The sequence below is a fragment of the Streptomyces sp. NPDC012510 genome (assembly GCF_042955065.1).
Classification (GTDB): domain Bacteria; phylum Actinomycetota; class Actinomycetes; order Streptomycetales; family Streptomycetaceae; genus Streptomyces.
This window is the reverse complement of sequence record NZ_JBIBEN010000024.1, coordinates 118173-132628: the sequence shown is the minus strand read 5'-3', so window position 1 is coordinate 132628 and position 14456 is coordinate 118173. Positions and strand designations below refer to the sequence as shown.

Annotated in this window: 17 protein-coding genes and 1 tRNA gene; 10 read left to right on the top strand and 8 right to left on the bottom strand. The window is 70.8% G+C overall.

What is annotated here, in order from left to right:
* The first annotated feature begins 145 nt into the window (after positions 1–145).
* A tRNA-Met gene (locus tag ACFY9I_RS34535) sits at positions 146–219 on the top strand.
* Between the two features lie 135 nt (positions 220–354).
* On the opposite strand, the gene ACFY9I_RS34530 is transcribed toward ACFY9I_RS34535, so the two are convergent.
* The 3 genes from ACFY9I_RS34530 to hisN all read right to left on the bottom strand — a co-directional run bounded on the left by ACFY9I_RS34530 (position 355) and on the right by hisN (position 2393).
* Entirely contained in the window at positions 355–771 is a 417-nt protein-coding gene (locus ACFY9I_RS34530) for a transcriptional repressor (RefSeq protein ID WP_391008872.1), read from the bottom strand.
* Between the two features lie 249 nt (positions 772–1020).
* Positions 1021–1413: a CBS domain-containing protein gene (locus ACFY9I_RS34525; RefSeq protein ID WP_391008869.1), complete on the bottom strand. Its 393-nt coding sequence runs from the start codon at positions 1411–1413 to the stop codon at positions 1021–1023.
* Positions 1414–1592: 179 nt separating this feature from the next.
* Positions 1593–2393: a histidinol-phosphatase gene (gene hisN / locus ACFY9I_RS34520; protein WP_391008866.1), complete on the bottom strand. Its 801-nt coding sequence runs from the start codon at positions 2391–2393 to the stop codon at positions 1593–1595.
* A gap of 600 nt (positions 2394–2993) precedes the next feature.
* On the opposite strand from hisN, the gene ACFY9I_RS34515 reads away from it, so the two are divergent.
* Positions 2994–3623, top strand: a complete 630-nt coding sequence (locus tag ACFY9I_RS34515; RefSeq protein WP_391008951.1) for a TetR family transcriptional regulator — start codon at positions 2994–2996, stop codon at positions 3621–3623.
* Positions 3624–3704: 81 nt separating this feature from the next.
* On the opposite strand, the gene ACFY9I_RS34510 is transcribed toward ACFY9I_RS34515, so the two are convergent.
* From ACFY9I_RS34510 to ACFY9I_RS34495, 4 genes are all read right to left on the bottom strand, one after another.
* The gene (locus ACFY9I_RS34510; RefSeq protein WP_239757131.1) at positions 3705–4028 is read right to left on the bottom strand and encodes a multidrug efflux SMR transporter; all 324 of its coding nucleotides are present in this window, start codon (positions 4026–4028) and stop codon (positions 3705–3707) included.
* A 129-nt stretch (positions 4029–4157) separates the two neighbouring features.
* Positions 4158–5171, bottom strand: a complete 1014-nt coding sequence (gene rsgA / locus ACFY9I_RS34505) for a ribosome small subunit-dependent GTPase A (RefSeq protein ID WP_391008863.1) — start codon at positions 5169–5171, stop codon at positions 4158–4160.
* A gap of 16 nt (positions 5172–5187) precedes the next feature.
* Entirely contained in the window at positions 5188–6519 is a 1332-nt protein-coding gene (gene aroA, locus ACFY9I_RS34500) for a 3-phosphoshikimate 1-carboxyvinyltransferase (RefSeq protein WP_391008860.1), read from the bottom strand.
* Between the two features lie 165 nt (positions 6520–6684).
* Positions 6685–7407, bottom strand: a complete 723-nt coding sequence (locus tag ACFY9I_RS34495) for a M50 family metallopeptidase (RefSeq protein WP_391008857.1) — start codon at positions 7405–7407, stop codon at positions 6685–6687.
* Positions 7408–8464: 1057 nt separating this feature from the next.
* Between ACFY9I_RS34495 and ACFY9I_RS34490 the strand changes: the two genes are divergently transcribed.
* The 4 genes from ACFY9I_RS34490 to rsrA all read left to right on the top strand — a co-directional run bounded on the left by ACFY9I_RS34490 (position 8465) and on the right by rsrA (position 11228).
* Positions 8465–9280, top strand: a complete 816-nt coding sequence (locus tag ACFY9I_RS34490) for an SOS response-associated peptidase family protein (protein WP_391008854.1) — start codon at positions 8465–8467, stop codon at positions 9278–9280.
* A gap of 1 nt (position 9281) precedes the next feature.
* Positions 9282–9956, top strand: a complete 675-nt coding sequence (locus tag ACFY9I_RS34485) for an alpha/beta family hydrolase (RefSeq protein ID WP_391008851.1) — start codon at positions 9282–9284, stop codon at positions 9954–9956.
* A gap of 292 nt (positions 9957–10248) precedes the next feature.
* Entirely contained in the window at positions 10249–10920 is a 672-nt protein-coding gene (sigR, locus tag ACFY9I_RS34480; RefSeq protein ID WP_391008948.1) for an RNA polymerase sigma factor SigR, read from the top strand.
* The gene (gene rsrA / locus ACFY9I_RS34475; protein ID WP_383989160.1) at positions 10917–11228 is read left to right on the top strand and encodes a mycothiol system anti-sigma-R factor; all 312 of its coding nucleotides are present in this window, start codon (positions 10917–10919) and stop codon (positions 11226–11228) included. Before sigR ends, rsrA begins: the two co-directional genes overlap by 4 nt.
* 153 nt (positions 11229–11381) lie before the next feature.
* Here the strand turns inward: rsrA and ACFY9I_RS34470 are convergent, their stop codons facing one another.
* The gene (locus ACFY9I_RS34470) at positions 11382–11747 is read right to left on the bottom strand and encodes a hypothetical protein (RefSeq protein WP_391008848.1); all 366 of its coding nucleotides are present in this window, start codon (positions 11745–11747) and stop codon (positions 11382–11384) included.
* 187 nt (positions 11748–11934) lie between these two features.
* On the opposite strand from ACFY9I_RS34470, the gene ACFY9I_RS34465 reads away from it, so the two are divergent.
* The 4 genes from ACFY9I_RS34465 to ACFY9I_RS34450 are packed head-to-tail and all read left to right on the top strand — an operon-like array spanning position 11935 to position 14153.
* The gene (locus ACFY9I_RS34465) at positions 11935–12276 is read left to right on the top strand and encodes a hypothetical protein (RefSeq protein ID WP_391008945.1); all 342 of its coding nucleotides are present in this window, start codon (positions 11935–11937) and stop codon (positions 12274–12276) included.
* Entirely contained in the window at positions 12273–13109 is an 837-nt protein-coding gene (locus ACFY9I_RS34460) for a DUF4388 domain-containing protein (protein WP_391008845.1), read from the top strand. The genes ACFY9I_RS34465 and ACFY9I_RS34460 overlap by 4 nt, the downstream gene beginning before the upstream one ends.
* Positions 13109–13711 (top strand): hypothetical protein, encoded by a 603-nt coding sequence (locus ACFY9I_RS34455; protein WP_391008842.1) that lies wholly within the window; start codon positions 13109–13111, stop codon positions 13709–13711. Before ACFY9I_RS34460 ends, ACFY9I_RS34455 begins: the two co-directional genes overlap by 1 nt.
* A 52-nt stretch (positions 13712–13763) precedes the next feature.
* Positions 13764–14153 carry a roadblock/LC7 domain-containing protein gene (locus tag ACFY9I_RS34450; RefSeq protein ID WP_391008839.1) on the top strand — a complete coding sequence of 130 codons (390 nt, stop codon included), beginning with the start codon at positions 13764–13766 and terminating at the stop codon, positions 14151–14153.
* Positions 14154–14456 lie beyond the last annotated feature (303 nt).

The window sequence follows — 14456 nt, the reverse complement described above, 5'->3', positions numbered from 1 at the left end:
TCGCTCGAGCGGGGGGTGCCCCATCGCCCCAGCGACACGACTTCCCATGGGTGGGGCGGGCGGAGCGGGCGGAGGCGCTGGTCAGGGGGCGGTCTTAATGGATTTGCTCTGGTCGGGGAGGGTGACGTAGTGTTCAGTTCATCGACGCGGGGTGGAGCAGCTCGGTAGCTCGCTGGGCTCATAACCCAGAGGTCGCAGGTTCAAATCCTGTCCCCGCTACTGAAGGCCCAGGGCCCGGAACCGATCAGGTTCCGGGCCCTGGGTGTATTGCTCGACGGACAGTGGGCACGGAAAAGCCCCCGGCGGTTCCTTCGAACGCCGGGGGCTCTGTTGTCGTGTCGGAGGCGGGGCGGGCTAGGCCGCGCTGCAGTTCGGGCAGACGCCTCGGTAGGTGACCTCTACATCGGACACCGTGAAGCCGAAACGCTCGGTGGCCGGGAGGTCGGCGAGGGGGTTGCCGGTGGGGTGGACGTCGCGGATGGTGCCGCACTGGGCGCAGACCAGGTGGTGGTGCGGGCGGTGCGCGTTGGGGTCGTACCGCTTGGCCCGCTTGTCCGTGGCGACCTCCAGCACCTCACCGAGGGAGACCAGCTCGCCCAGGGTGTTGTAGACGGTCGCCCGGGAGATCTCGGGCAGCTTGGCGACAGCGCGTGCGTGCACCTCGTCGGCCGTCAGATGGACGTGTTCGCCGTCCAGGACCTCGGCGACGACACGCCGCTGCGCGGTCATACGCCATCCGCGTCCGCGCAGCCGCTCCAGAAGGTCACTCATACCGGCCAGCCTAACAGCCGGAAGAACAGATCCCGAACGGGTGTGGTTTTGGAGTCAACCTTGACTTGGATTTTGTCCAGTGTGGGATTGTGTTCACTTGATGGGGCTTCGGCAAGCGCCCGGAGGTCGCCGTCCAGGCCCTGCGCGACTGGCCGGGGTTGGACCGCTTGTCGTCGAGGACGGGCCGGGATCCTGTTACGAGATCCCGGCCCCTCCGTATGTCCGTGGTGTGCGTGTGTCCTTCGTGGGTCACGCCGTCGCGTGCTGTCGGGCCGGGGTCCAGCAACGGATGATGTCGCGGACCGAGACGATGCCTATGGGGGCGCCCTGGTCGAGGACGATCAGGTGACGGAAGCCGCCGTGGGTCATCGCGCGGGCCGCCTCCTCCAGGGTCCAGGACGGTGTGGCGAAGACGACGTCGGTGGTGGTGTGGGCATGGGCGCGTTCGTTGTCGGGGCTCTGGCCGAGGCCGACGGAGTTGAGGACGTCGCGTTCGGTCAGGATGCCGAGTCCGCCGGCGTCCGGGTCGAGAACCACGGCGGCGCCGATCCGGCGCGCCGACATCAGCGCGGCGGCCTGGCGGAGGGTGTGATCGGGGCCGATCGTGAGGACCACGGTGCTCATGGCGTCGCGGACGAGCATGGAGTTCAGCCACCTCCTAGGGAACCCCGGTGACAGACGGTTCAGGCTCGGCACCGGAGGCGCCTGTTGAGCACTGCACAAGTTCACAAGCCGGGGGACTCTCAATGTGGCAGGTAAAGCGGAGGTCAACAAGGGGGCGCGCGCGGTCAGTTCGGGGCGCCCCGGATCACTGGGGAGCGTCAGTAACGCTCGTTCAGGTATCCCAGCAGCTCGTCGTGGAGGAGGCCGTTGGAGGCCGCCGCGTTGCCGCTGTGCGGGCCGGGGCGGCCGTCGAGGCCGGTGAAGGTGCCGCCCGCCTCGGTCACGATGATCGCGTTGGCGGCCATGTCCCAGAGGGAGAGCTCGGGTTCGGCACAGAGGTCGACCGATCCCTCGGCCACCATCATGTAGGGCCAGAAGTCGCCGTACGCGCGCGTGCGCCACACCTCGCGGGTGAGGTCCAGGAAGCCGTTGAGTAGGCCGCGCTCCTCCCAGCCGCTGAGGGAGGAGTACGCGAAGGAGGCGTCCGGCAGTTCGGCGACGCGGGAGACGTGCAGCCGGGAAGCGGAGCTGAGGCTGCGGCCGGTGAATGCGCCGTGGCCCTTGGCGGCCCACCAGCGGCGACCGAGCGCGGGGGCGGAGACTACGCCGACGACCGGCTGGTAGCCGCCCTCGCCCGCCTCCATCAGGGAGATCAGGGTGGCCCAGACGGGGACGCCTCGGACGTAGTTCTTGGTGCCGTCGATCGGGTCGACGACCCAGCGGCGGGGGCCCGTGCCCTCGACGCCGTACTCCTCGCCGAGGATGGCGTCGCGGGGGCGGGCACGCTGGAGTTGACCGCGAATCAGTTCCTCGGCGGCCTTGTCGGCCTCGCTCACCGGGGTCATGTCCGGCTTCGTCTCGACCTTCAGGTCGAGGGCTTTGAAGCGGGCCATGGTGGTGGCGTCGGCGGCGTCCGCGAGGACGTGGGCGAAGCGGAGGTCGTCGAGGTAGTCGGCCATGTGGCGAACGGTATCTGCCGAGATCGGTGCGGGGCTACCGGGGGTCGGGGGTCGGTCGGGGGCGTGCGGGTCGGGCGGTGGTGATGGGGCGCCCGGGGTGGGGTGAACCGGGGGTGGGTGCGCAGCCCGGCGCTCACCCACCCTCCCCCGCTCTCGGCTTCGCTCGAGCGGCAGGTGCCCCATCGCCCTAGCGGCACGGCTGCCGCAGCGCGAACGGCGCGGTGCGATGGCGGCGGCACGGCTGCCCGCAGCGAGAGCGAGAGCGACAGCGGCGCGAAGGCGGTGGTGTGGTTGCCCGCAGCGCGTACGGCAGTGGTGTGGCTGGCTGCTGTGCGAGCGGTCGTGGCGGTTGTCTGTTGTGTGTGCCCGTGCTGACGAATGTCCGCCGGTGGGGTGGGCACACGCGTGGGGGGTGTGGGTGGGTGGGGTGTGGTTGTTCTGCGTTGAGGGCTGTGGTTGTGCGGTGGTGTCGCCTTGTCCGGGGTGGGCGCGTGAGGGGCCGGTGTGCGCCCCCTGGGACCGCCGCGAACTCTTGACAGTCACTTGATGCGCGTCAAATCTGAGGGCCAGAGCCGCCCGCTCGCTTTTAGGGAGGCGATGATGCCTGCAGCGCGGGAATCCTTGTTGGACGCCGCTTACACGGCACTGGTGCGCCGGCCGTGGTCCGCGGTGCGCATGGTGGATGTGGCGGCGGTGGCCGGAGTGTCACGCCAGACGCTGTACAACGAGTTCGGCAGCAAGGACGGGCTCGCCAGGGCCCTGGTCCGGAGGGAAGCGGACGGCTATCTGGCGGGCGTCGACCGGGCGCTGGCCACCCCTCTGGACACCCGGGACCGTTTGGCCGCGACCGCCGAGTGGACCGTGGCGGCCTCCCGGAACAACGCGCTGATTCGGGCCATGCTCACCGGCTGCTGGAGCGAGCGCCTGCCCTCGCCGACGCTCCGGGCGGTGCCCTCGTCCTCGGCGGTGCCCGCGCAGCGCCGCGCGGACGGCCCGTTGCCCGCGCCCGCCGACTTCGTGGCCCTGGTGCGCGAGCGGGCCGTCGCCGTGCTCACCGCGCCGGGCACCCCCAAGTCGGACACGGTGGAGCTGGCCCGTTCCTGCGAACTCGCCGTCCGGCTCGCCCTGTCCTGCGTGGCGGCGCCCCCGGGAGAGGGCGGTGTCAGCGACCTCGTGCGGACCGCGCTGCCCCGCCAGCTCAGCCGGACCCCCGGCCAGGCACGGTCATAGGGCGGGAAGAAAGGGCGATGTCACGAACAGCGGCCGGGCTCAGGGTCAAGGCCGGGCTCAGGGGCAAGGGTCAAGAGTCGACTAGTGTGCTGAGCCGGAGAGTTGGAGGCCCACGACGCCCACGATCACCAAGGTGATCGAGACGATCTTCAGAGTCGACACGATGTCGCCGAGGAAGATCATTCCGTAGATCGCGGTGCCGGCCGCGCCGATGCCCGTCCAGACGGCATAGGCGGGGCCGACGTCGAGCTTCTTCAGGGAGAGGGTCAGCAGGCCGAAGCTGCCGAGCGCGAAGACGCAGAAGGCGACCGTGGGCCAGAGTCTGGTGAAGCCGTGCGAGAGCTTCAGACAGACGGCGAACCCGGTCTCCAGAAGTCCCGCCACGACCACCAGCAGCCACGCCATGTCTCGTCCTCCCGTGTCCCCACGTTACGTGACCGCTTCGTCCGTTCCCGGCTGATCTTGACTGGTCTGGATTGGACTCGGTGCGATTATGCACTTACCGGGTGGACGGGGGCGCAAACAACGCGGAGGTCAGTCGCCTTCCCGTCGCTCGCGCGTCGCGAGGAGCCTGCGCAGTGAGTAGAGCCGGGCGGGGTCCGCGTGCCCGTCCGCCACCCACTGGTCCAGCGCGCAGTCCTGCTCGTCGTGACTGCACGCACGCGGACAGCCCTCCGTGCCCGGCACCAGGTCCGGGAAGGCGTTGATCACCCGGGACGGGTTGATGTGGGCCAGCCCGAACGACCGTACGCCCGGGGTATCCACCACCCACCCGCCGTCCGAGTCCGCCAGGGGGAGGGCCAGCGCCGAGGTCGTGGTGTGCCGGCCGCGGCCCGTCACCGCGTTGACATGGCCCGTCGTACGGCGGCGGTCCTCCGGGACGAGGGCGTTCACCAGGGTCGTCTTGCCGACGCCCGAGTGGCCGACGAACGCGGTCACCTTGCCGGCGAGGTGTTCGCGTACGCGGTCGGCGGCGCCGCCCGTCTCCAGTTCCTCGCGGCTCGTCACGACGTAGGGGATGTCCAGGTCGCCGTAGAGCTCCAGGAGCTTGTCGGCTGAGGCCAGGTCCGACTTGGTCAGGACGAGCAGGGGGCTGAGGCCGCCGTCGTAGGCCGCGACCAGGCAGCGGTCGATGAGGCGGGGGCGGGGTTCCGGGTCGGCGAGGGCGGTGACGACGGCGAGCTGGTCGGCGTTGGCGACGACGACGCGCTCGTAGGGGTCGTCGTCGTCGGCCGTGCGGCGCAGCACCGACGTACGGTCGGCGATGCGGACGATTCGGGCGAGGGTGTCCTTCTTGCCGGACAGATCGCCGACGAGGGCGACCGTGTCACCGACGACGGCGGCCTTGCGGCCCAGTTCCCGGGCCTTCATCGCGAAAACGACCCGGTCCTCGACCAGGCAGGTCAGCCGGCCCCGGTCGACGGTGAGGACCATGCCCTCGGCGGCGTCCTCGTGCTTCGGGCGGATGTTCGTACGGGGACGGTTGCCCTTGCGGTTCGGGCGGCTGCGGATGTCGTCCTCGTCGGTGTGCTTGCCGTAACGGCGCATGATCCCGGTCCGCCCGTCAGTTCTTCCCGAGCATCCCGGCCCACATGTCGGGGAAGTCCGGCAGGGTCTTGGCCGTCGTCGCCACGTTCTCGATGCGGACGCCCTCCACGGCCAGGCCGATGACCGCACCGGCGGTGGCCATGCGGTGGTCGTCGTACGTGTGGAAGACACCGCCGTGCAGTGGGCGCGGGCGGATGTGGAGGCCGTCGGCGGTCTCGGTGACGTCACCGCCGAGTTCGTTGATCTCCTTGGTGAGCGCGGCCAGGCGGTCGGTCTCGTGCAGGCGGAGGTGGGCGACGCCGCGCAGGGTCGAGGGGGAGTCGGCGAGGGCGGCGACCGCCGCGATGCCCGGGGTCAGTTCGCCGACCTCGCCGAGGTCCACGTCCACGCCGTGGATCGCACCCGAACCGGTGAACACCAGCCCGTACTCGGTGAGTTCGCAGCCGCCGCCCATCTCCGTGAAGATCTCGCGGAGCTGGTCGCCGGGCTGCGTGGTGCGCAGGGGCCAGTCGGGGATGACGATCTTGCCGCCGGTCACCAGGGCCGCCGCGAGGAAGGGCTGGGCGTTGGAGAGGTCCGGCTCGATCGTCAGGTCGCGGCCGAGCAGGGCGCCCGGCGTGACCCGCCAGACGTTGGGCTCGCCGCCCGACTCCGGGGTGTCCACCTGCGCGCCGACCGAGCGCAGCATGTCGACGGTCATCCGGATGTGGGGGAGGGAGGGGAGGGTCGCCCCGGTGTGACGGACCTCGACGCCCTGGTTGAAGCGCGGGGCGGACAGCAGGAGCGCCGAGACGAACTGCGAGGACGAGGACGCGTCGATCGCCACGGGGCCGCCGTCCAGCGCGCCGCTGCCGTGCACCGTCAGGGGGAGCGCGCCGCGGGCGTCGTCGTCGATCCGGGCGCCGAGGACGCGCAGGGCGTCGATGACGCCGTTCAGGGGACGCTCGTACGAGCGCGGGTCGCCGTCGAAGCGGACGGGGCCGTCGGCGAGTGCGGCCACCGGGGGGAGGAAGCGCATGACCGTGCCGGCGTTGCCGACGTCGACGGTGGCCGGGCCGTGCAGGCCGGTGGGCAGGACGCGCCAGGCCTCGCCGGAGCCGCCCGCGCCGGAGGAACTGGAGGAGACGGTCTCCTCGATGCCGACGCCCATCGCGCGCAGCGCCGCCGCCATCAGGAGGGTGTCGCGGGAGCGGAGGGGGCGGCGCAGCCAGCCGGGCTCGCTCGCGAGGGCGGCCAGTACGAGGGCGCGGTTGGTGACCGACTTGGACCCCGGGACGTGGACCGTCGCGTCGACGGCTCCGCTCGCGTGGGGGGCGGGCCAGAGGGCGGGCTGTGCGTTCAGGGCCATGGGCCCACTTTAGTGGGGGTCAGCTCCGCCGGGCTCAGCCGGTTCGCTCCGCCGCGGGTGGTCGGGGCGATCGGGTCGTCCGGTGGGTGCGGCGTTTGTCGTGGCTGGTCGCGCGGTTCCCACAGCCCTCTTTCGGGGCGCGTACCTCGGCCCCGGCTTGCGATCTCAGAGGTTCAGCAGCCACCTGCCGCCGCCCATCAGTGCGCACAGCGACACCACGTGGAACATCACCAGCCAGACCGTCGCCGGTACGTGGGTCAGGCGGGAGAGCTGGTCCGCGTCGGAGTCGCCGGCGCCTCCCCGGCGGCGCTTCGCCTGGAGCTCGAAGGCCGGGCGTACGCCGCCGAGGAGGAGGAACCAGACGACGGCGTAGGCGAAGGCCGCCTGGACCTGGGGGCCGGCCAGCCAGGAGACGACGACGAAGGTGCCGCCGGTGAGGACGACCGTGAGGGCGCCGTAGGCGTTGCGGATCATGACCAGCATGGCGACCAGCAGGATCGTGGCCAGCCAGAGCAGCAGGGTGATGCGGCCGGAGCCGAGGAGGGCTGCTCCGCCGAGGCCGAGGAGTGGGGGAGCGGTGTAGCCGGCGGCGGCGGTGAGGATCATGCCGAGGCCGGTGGGCTTGCCTCGGCTGACCGTGAGGCCGCTGGTGTCGGAGTGCAGCCGGATGCCGGTCAGGGTGCGGCCGGTGAGCAGCGCGATCAGACCGTGGCCGCCCTCGTGCGCGATGGTGATGGCGTTGCGCGAGAGCCGCCAGACGCCGTGCGGGACGATCACCGCGAGCGCAGCGACCGCGGTGGCTATGACAACCCAGAGGTCGGGGTCGGGCTGGGTGCCGAAGACCTCGTCCCACAGGGACGCCAGCGAGGTGGCTGCGGTGCTTTCCATGTTCTGCGGTGGCTCCTCGGGGTGGCGATCGACGGGGCCGGCGTGTGGCCCCGACTTCGGCGGGTGGTGGTGGGAACGGGTGGGCCTGGCAGTGTGGCACTTATGCGCGGACGTAATCTGAGACGCTGACGTGGCAGCGATCGTTCCTGGCAGCAAAAGCGCAGGTCAAAGCGTGAGAGCCCCGGATCACTCCGGGGCTCTCGCCGTACCCGTGCCGACTGTGCGCCGGTTGTGCGCCGGTTGTGCGTCGACTGTGCGCTGACCTGGAGACACCTGACGTGGTGTCGTTCCGAACGGAGCCGAGGGAGCCGAGGGAGCCGAGGGAGCCGAGGGACCAGCACCACCTGCGGTGCGGCGGTGGTTCGTGCCGGACCGGGGAGTCCGGCACAGGTCGTGATGATCAGTGTGCTTCGGCCGCGCTCACTCGACGAGCAGGTCTCGTGTCCGCACCGGGCGCCCCGACTCGAAGGACAGGTTCGCGGCGAGACCTGTGACAAGGGAACGTGCCCTGGTGGTGGCGTCCGCCGCCCGGCCCAGCGGATCGGGGAGGGGTTCGCTTCGCCGAAGAGATCGGCGAGCATCCGTACGTCGCCGCCTCCGTGTCCGCCCTCGCCGGTCTGGACCTTCAGTTCGCGCGGTGGTTCCCAGAACAGGCGCAGCATGAGCTCCGTGCGCCCCGCCGTGTCGCCCACCGCCTCGCCGTGCAGGACGGCGCTGTCACCTCGTACGTGCACGTCGGGCCGGGTCCAGGTGGACTCCTCGACCGAGGTCGGATGCGGTTTGGACGTGGTTTAGACGATCTCCCGAAGAAGATCTGATCTGCGTCACTGGTTTGCCACGACCGCGCTCAGCAACGGTCTGCCACTCTTGGATGTGTCCAGGTGGCTCGGACACAAGAGCATCAAGGAGACAGCGGACACGTAGGGGCACCTCACCCACGATTCCACGGGCCGGGCTGGCAGGGTGATGGACGTGGCGCTGACCCAGCACCGTGCTGACCTGGTGCTGACTGAGGTGCATGATCAAGAGTTTTCACAGGTCGGAGGGGCGGATTGAGATGTGCGGACGGTATGCGTCGAGTCGTGGGCCCGAGGATCTCGCAGGAGTCTTCGAGATCGAGAAGTGGGAGCCGGAGGAGACTCTGGAACCCGACTACAACGTGGCTCCCACCAAGGAGGTCTACGCGGTTCTCGACCGCCCTCTCAAGGACGTCGACGAGAAGAGACCGGTGCGCCAGCTGCGGAAGCTGAAGTGGGGTTTGGTCCCGTCCTGGTCCAAGAACCCCGAGGGCGCCGCCCGGATGATCAACGCGCGTGCGGAGACCGTGCACGAGAAGCCGTCGTACCGTCGTGCCTTCGCCACCCGGCGGTGCATCCTGCCCGCCGACGGCTACTTCGAGTGGGTCACCGGCCAGGGGGAGCGGGAACTGGAGGTCGAGGGGAAGAAGAAGCGGCCGCGCAAGCAGCCCTACTTCGTGCTCCCGGCCGACGGCTCCGTCTTCGCGATGGCCGGGCTCTACGAGTTCTGGCGGGACAGGACACTGCCGGACGACCATCCGCGGGCCTGGTGGGTCACCTGCTCGGTGATCACGACGGAGGCCGAGACGACCCCCCTGGCCGTGGCCCCGGAGAACGGCCCGCACAGTTTGGCCGAGATCCACCCCCGGATGCCGCTGATGCTGACGCCCGACCGCTGGGACAGCTGGCTCGACCCGGCCCGCACGGACCTGGACGATCTGCGCCGGCTGCTGGAGCCGCCGCCCGCCGGGCTGATGCGCGCCTACCCCGTCTCCACGGCCGTCAGCAACGTCCGCAACAACAGCCCGGAGCTGCTGAAGGAGCTGGAGGGGCCCGAGGAGGGCACACTCTTCTGACGTGACCGAGATCAAGACAGTGTCAGCAGGCGGGGCGTCGGTGGAAGAGGTCGCCACCGAGGCCGGTACGGCGCGTATCACCTGGTACGAGGCGCGGAAGGCGGCCCGATGGGTCCTCGCCGCCAGCCATGGCGCCGGTGGCGGGATCGAGGCGCGAGATCTGCAGGCCCTCGCCGCCGTCCTCCCGGCGCGCGGGGTGACCGTCGCCCTGGTGGAGCAGCCCTGGCGGGTGGCGGGCAAGAAGCTCGCGCCGGCGCCGAAGACGCTGGACACAGGTTGGCGGGGGCTGTGGCCCTCGCTGACGAAGCCGGGGCTGCCCGTGATCGCGGGCGGGCGCAGCGCGGGTGCCCGGGTGGCCTGTCGTACGGCGGCGGAGCTTGGCGCGGCGGCCGTACTCGCGCTGAGCTTTCCGCTGCATCCGCCGGGCAAGCCGGAGAAGTCCCGGGCCGACGAGCTGCTCGGGGCCGGGGTGCCCACCCTCGTCGTGCAGGGTGGGAACGACACCTTCGGGCGGCCGGAGGAGTTTCCCGGTGGGGCCGAGGCGGCGTACCGCCTGGTGGAGGTGGAGTACGGGGACCACGGGTTCGCCGTGCCGAAGCGGGCGCCGCTCGGGCAGGAGGAGGCGCTGGCAGTGATCACCGACGCGGTCGTGGAGTGGATCGCGTCACTCCCGTAGCGGAGTGGGATGTGTCACTCGGTAAGGAGTCGGTAGGAGAGCGGGAATGTTGCGTGACGGTCCTCTGTTGTCCGGATCAGACAGCGCGGATACGTGCTGAACCGTTCGTAGAGAGGAAGTCCGCCGCATGGGTTCGACCTTCTGCCCGAGCCGCAGCAGCCGCGCTGACCTGGACTGGACGGTGCTGCACGCGGCCAAGAGCGGCCCTATTCGGGCGGCGGCGGGCGTGGATCGTCGTCTATCCTCCGATTCTGGTGGTACCGGTTTCGGTACCGCACAGACGCTGGAGGAGGTGGGTCCGGTCACTGGGACCGACGCAGGGACCGAACGGGGCCAGGCGGAGCAGCCCGAGGGCACCGAGACCGCCGCGGAGCGCAGCGCCCGGTTCGAGCGGGATGCTCTGGAATTCCTCGACCAGATGTACTCGGCGGGGCTGCGCATGACGCGTAACCCGGCCGACGCCGAGGACCTGGTGCAGGAGACGTATGCGAAGGCGTACGCGTCCTTCCACCAGTTCCGTGAGGGCACCAACCTGAAGGCCTGGCTGTACCGCATCCTCACGAACACCTTCATCAACTCGTACCGCAAGAAGCAGCGCGAACCCCAGCGCTCCGCGGCCGAGGAGATCGAGGACTGGCAGCTGGCGCGTGCCGAGTCGCACATGTCGACCGGGCTGCGCTCCGCGGAGTCGCAGGCGCTGGACCACCTGCCGGACTCGGACGTGAAGGAAGCGCTTCAGGCGATCCCCGAGGAATTCCGCATCGCCGTCTATCTCGCCGATGTCGAGGGCTTTGCGTACAAGGAGATCGCCGACATCATGGGGACACCCATCGGTACGGTGATGTCCCGGCTGCACCGGGGCCGCCGTCAACTGCGCGGCATGCTCGAGGACTACGCCCGTGACCGTGGGCTGGTCCCGGCCGGCGTCGGGGAGTCGAACGAAGCGAAAGGCTCGGGCTCATGAGCTGCGGAGAGCCGCACGAGACGGATTGCAGCGAAATCCTCGATCATCTCTATGAGTTCCTCGACCGGGAGATGCCCGACGCCGACTGCACGAAGTTCGAGCACCACTTCGAGGAGTGTTCGCCCTGTCTGGAGAAGTACGGGCTCGAACAGGCCGTCAAGAAGCTGGTGAAGCGGTGCTGTGGGCAGGACGACGTGCCCACCGATCTGCGGGCCAAGGTGATGGGCCGGATCGATCTGATCCGGTCGGGACAGACCGTGCCCGAGCACGACGTGACGGCCTCACCGGTCACCCCGCAGGAGACCTGAGCGGAATTCTCTGCCCCCGAGCCCGTTGCGGGAGCGGCCGTCCGGCCGCTCCCGCAACGGGCTCGGGTCTTGTGCGGGGCGCGCGTGGCGCGTGGCGCGTGCAATACCGCGGGATGCGCGGGATGCGTGGGGCGCGCGGGACGTACGGGGACGTCAGACCTCCAGACCGTTCTCGATGCGCTTCAGGCCGTGCCGGGCCAGGGCCAGGTTGCCGCGGGAGCGGTCCAGGGCCAGATAGAGGAAGAGTGACCCCTTGCTGCTGCTCAGCGGGCGGATCAGGTGGTACTGGCGGCCCAGCGTGATCAGGATGTCCTCGATCACGTCGCTCATGTCCAGCGAGGCCAGCGTGCGCATCTTGGAGCGCACCACCTCGGTGTTCCCGGCCGCGGCCAGCTCCAGGTCGAGGTGCTGCCCGCCACCGAGGGCGCCGAGCGACATACCGCTCTCGTAGTCGACCAGCGCGACACCGATCGCACCGTCGAGAGTCATGGCTTCCTTGAGCGCGGTCTCGATGTTCATCTTGCTGCCCCAATTCCTCAGTGCTGCTGACCGGTCACTGTCCGGCCAACTACGATCGAACGCGAGTGACCCACCGGTCACAAACATCAACTTTGTTGTGTGTTACGGAAGTTGGCGTTCAAAGTACTGTGCGGCGCGTGTACGTGGAGGGCGAATGGGGGAACGGGCCACCGCGCTCCAGGCATCCCTGGACCGCCTTCTCGACTCTCCCGGCGTCACCGGCGTCGCGCTGGTCGACGCGGTCACCGGTCTCACCTACGCGACGGCGGGCGACGCCGGCCAGGCGGGAAGCGGGACCGAGTGCTCCGATCTGGCCACCCTCATCTCCGAGCGGCTCGGCGCCGCCGGGGCCGAGGGGGAGTTCGAGAGCGTGGTTATGACCAGCAGGCGACGCCATCAGGTGCTGCTCTCGGTGCACCGGGCGGCCGGCGACCCACTGCTGCTGGCGGCCGGCCTCGACCGGGACCGGGCCAACGTGGCCCTCGCCCTGCGCAGCCTCGGCGACCGGGCCCGCGAGGTGCTGACGTGAAGACTCCCTCGGCGCGCAACGTACCCGCGCTCCTGCGGGCGCTCCACCAGGAGGGTCACACCGGCACCGTCCGGGTCGCGGGCTCCCCTGGTGGCACGATTCACCTGCGTGACGGCCTGGTCGGCGCGATCGAGACACCGGGCGCGCCGACCGCGACGTCCGCGCTGCTCTCCTCGGGCCGCGTCGACGACGACGCATGGCTGGCGGCCTGCGCGGCGGAACCCGACGCCGACCGGCTCGGCCCGCACCTGGTGGCGGCCGGTCTGATCGGTGCCGCCGAGTTGGAGGTCGTCTGCACGGCGGCCGTCTACGACGGGGCCTTCGCGATGGCGCTCAGTCCGCCCGGCGACTGGGAGTTGGCCGAACGGCAGCCCACGCTCCTCCTCCGGCCCGGCGTCGAGCCACGGCCGCTGGCCGAGGAGACCACCCGGCGCATGGCGCTGCTGTCCCGGCTGTGGGGTCCCGTGGGCGAACTGGCCCGTGTCCGGCCCGAACCGGTGACCGGCCGAGGCACCCGGGAGACCGACGGGCGGCTGACGCGACGGCACCGGAACCTGGTGGAGAGCGTCAACGGACGCCGCACACCGCGCGACCTGGCCTTCACCCGGGGGCGCGGCCTCTACGCGGTGATGCTGGACCTCATCCGGCTGGAGGCACTGGAGGCCGTCCGATGGGAGACCGGTACCCCGCCCCGGGCTCGGCCCAGCACCGCGCCCCGTGTCCCGCAGGGGCAGCCGGCAGCCGACGAACCGTCACCGAGAGCCGGACCCCTGCCCAGACGCAGGCCCGGTGGAGGTCCTCCCACCGGAGACCTCGGAGCGAAGGGCGGGTAGTGAGCCCCCACAAAGACCCGGCCCGCAAGCGCCGCATACGCAGCAAGGCCGCTCGCCTGCGACGGCGTTCGGCCCCGCGAGAGGTCGCGGACGACCGCCCGGTCCCGCACACCGAAGTCCCCCCTCCCGCCGCCGCCCCCGTCCCCACGACCGCGGCTCCACCACAGCCCGGTACAGCGACCGAACAACTCCCGCCCGGCCGTACGTCCGCCGAACAGCCACCGTCCGTCACCGCCGCCACCACCACCGCCACCACCACCACCACCGCCACCACCACCGCCACCACCACCTCCGACGGCACGGCCCCGGACCGGCCGCCGTCCGTCGAGTCGGGTGAGGGGGGCGCGGAACGGCCGCCGTCCGCCGATCCGGACGGTGCGGTCGCGGAACGGCCGCCGTTACCCGTGCGGGGCGCGGCGCCGGCCCCCGGGGATGCCGGGGACGACGTGCCGGGGACCCCGACCGCGCCGACCCCGTTCCCGCCCCTGTCCCTGCTGTCGGCCGAGGACCTGCTCGCCGACCGACCCTCCGTCGAAGTGCTGCGGCGCGTCCGCCGCGGGCTGCGGGCTCTTCCCGAGTCCGACCGGCACCTGTCCGACTGAGCGCTCGGACCGCACACCCACCGCAGATGTCTGGACCAAGGAGCACGTGCCCATGACCCCACACGCGTCGATCGAATCGCTGACCGGCATCCTGACATCGCTGCGTGACCGGGTGATGGGTGTCTCGGAGAGCGTCCTGTCCACCGTGGACGGGCTCCTCGTCGTGGCCGACGTCGACAAGGTCCACCCCGAGTCCGTCGCCGCGCTCGCCGCCGCCACCCTCGGCGTCGGCCGTCGCATGGCCGACCAGTCCGGAGCCGGCGCGCTCCGCGAGGTCGTCGTCCGGTGCGGCGCCGGGCACGTCATCGTGGTCGCCGTCGGCGAACGCACTCTGCTGACCGTCATGGCCGACGACGGACTCGACATCGCCGCCTTCCAGCGCGAGTCCCCGGCGACCGTGGAGCAGCTCAACAAGGTGCTCGCGGCGGACGTGGCGCACTGAGACGACCCGTACGACCCGCACGACCCCGACCGCCCGTACGGCCCGTACGGCCCGTACGCCCCGTACGACCCGCACGACGACGGGAACGAGGGGACGACGGGGACGACGGGGACGACGGGGACGACGGGGACGACCGAGGGAAGGGACTTCACTCCAAGGAGTCAGTGGGCGGATCGTACGTGCCGTGGACGCATACGAGGAGAAGGCGCGGGCAGTAGGGCTCGGGGGCCCGTCGGCGCGCCAGCGGTACTACGGCGGGGGACGGGCACGGGACGATCACCGGAGGTGGTGGAACCGCTCGCG

Coding starts and splice junctions, on each gene's coding strand:
- hisN (WP_391008866.1), bottom strand. CDS start 2,393: ATGGCCGACTACCTCGACGACCTCCGCTTCGCCCACGTCCTCGCGGAC.
- rsgA (WP_391008863.1), bottom strand. CDS start 5,171: ATGCGCCGTTACGGCAAGCACACCGACGAGGACGACATCCGCAGCCGC.
- ACFY9I_RS34530 (WP_391008872.1), bottom strand. CDS start 771: ATGAGTGACCTTCTGGAGCGGCTGCGCGGACGCGGATGGCGTATGACC.
- rsrA (WP_383989160.1), top strand. CDS start 10,917: ATGAGCTGCGGAGAGCCGCACGAGACGGATTGCAGCGAAATCCTCGAT.
- ACFY9I_RS34450 (WP_391008839.1), top strand. CDS start 13,764: ATGACCCCACACGCGTCGATCGAATCGCTGACCGGCATCCTGACATCG.
- ACFY9I_RS34495 (WP_391008857.1), bottom strand. CDS start 7,407: ATGGAAAGCACCGCAGCCACCTCGCTGGCGTCCCTGTGGGACGAGGTC.
- aroA (WP_391008860.1), bottom strand. CDS start 6,519: ATGGCCCTGAACGCACAGCCCGCCCTCTGGCCCGCCCCCCACGCGAGC.
- ACFY9I_RS34525 (WP_391008869.1), bottom strand. CDS start 1,413: ATGCTCGTCCGCGACGCCATGAGCACCGTGGTCCTCACGATCGGCCCC.
- ACFY9I_RS34515 (WP_391008951.1), top strand. CDS start 2,994: ATGCCTGCAGCGCGGGAATCCTTGTTGGACGCCGCTTACACGGCACTG.
- ACFY9I_RS34470 (WP_391008848.1), bottom strand. CDS start 11,747: ATGAACATCGAGACCGCGCTCAAGGAAGCCATGACTCTCGACGGTGCG.
- ACFY9I_RS34490 (WP_391008854.1), top strand. CDS start 8,465: ATGTGCGGACGGTATGCGTCGAGTCGTGGGCCCGAGGATCTCGCAGGA.
- ACFY9I_RS34510 (WP_239757131.1), bottom strand. CDS start 4,028: ATGGCGTGGCTGCTGGTGGTCGTGGCGGGACTTCTGGAGACCGGGTTC.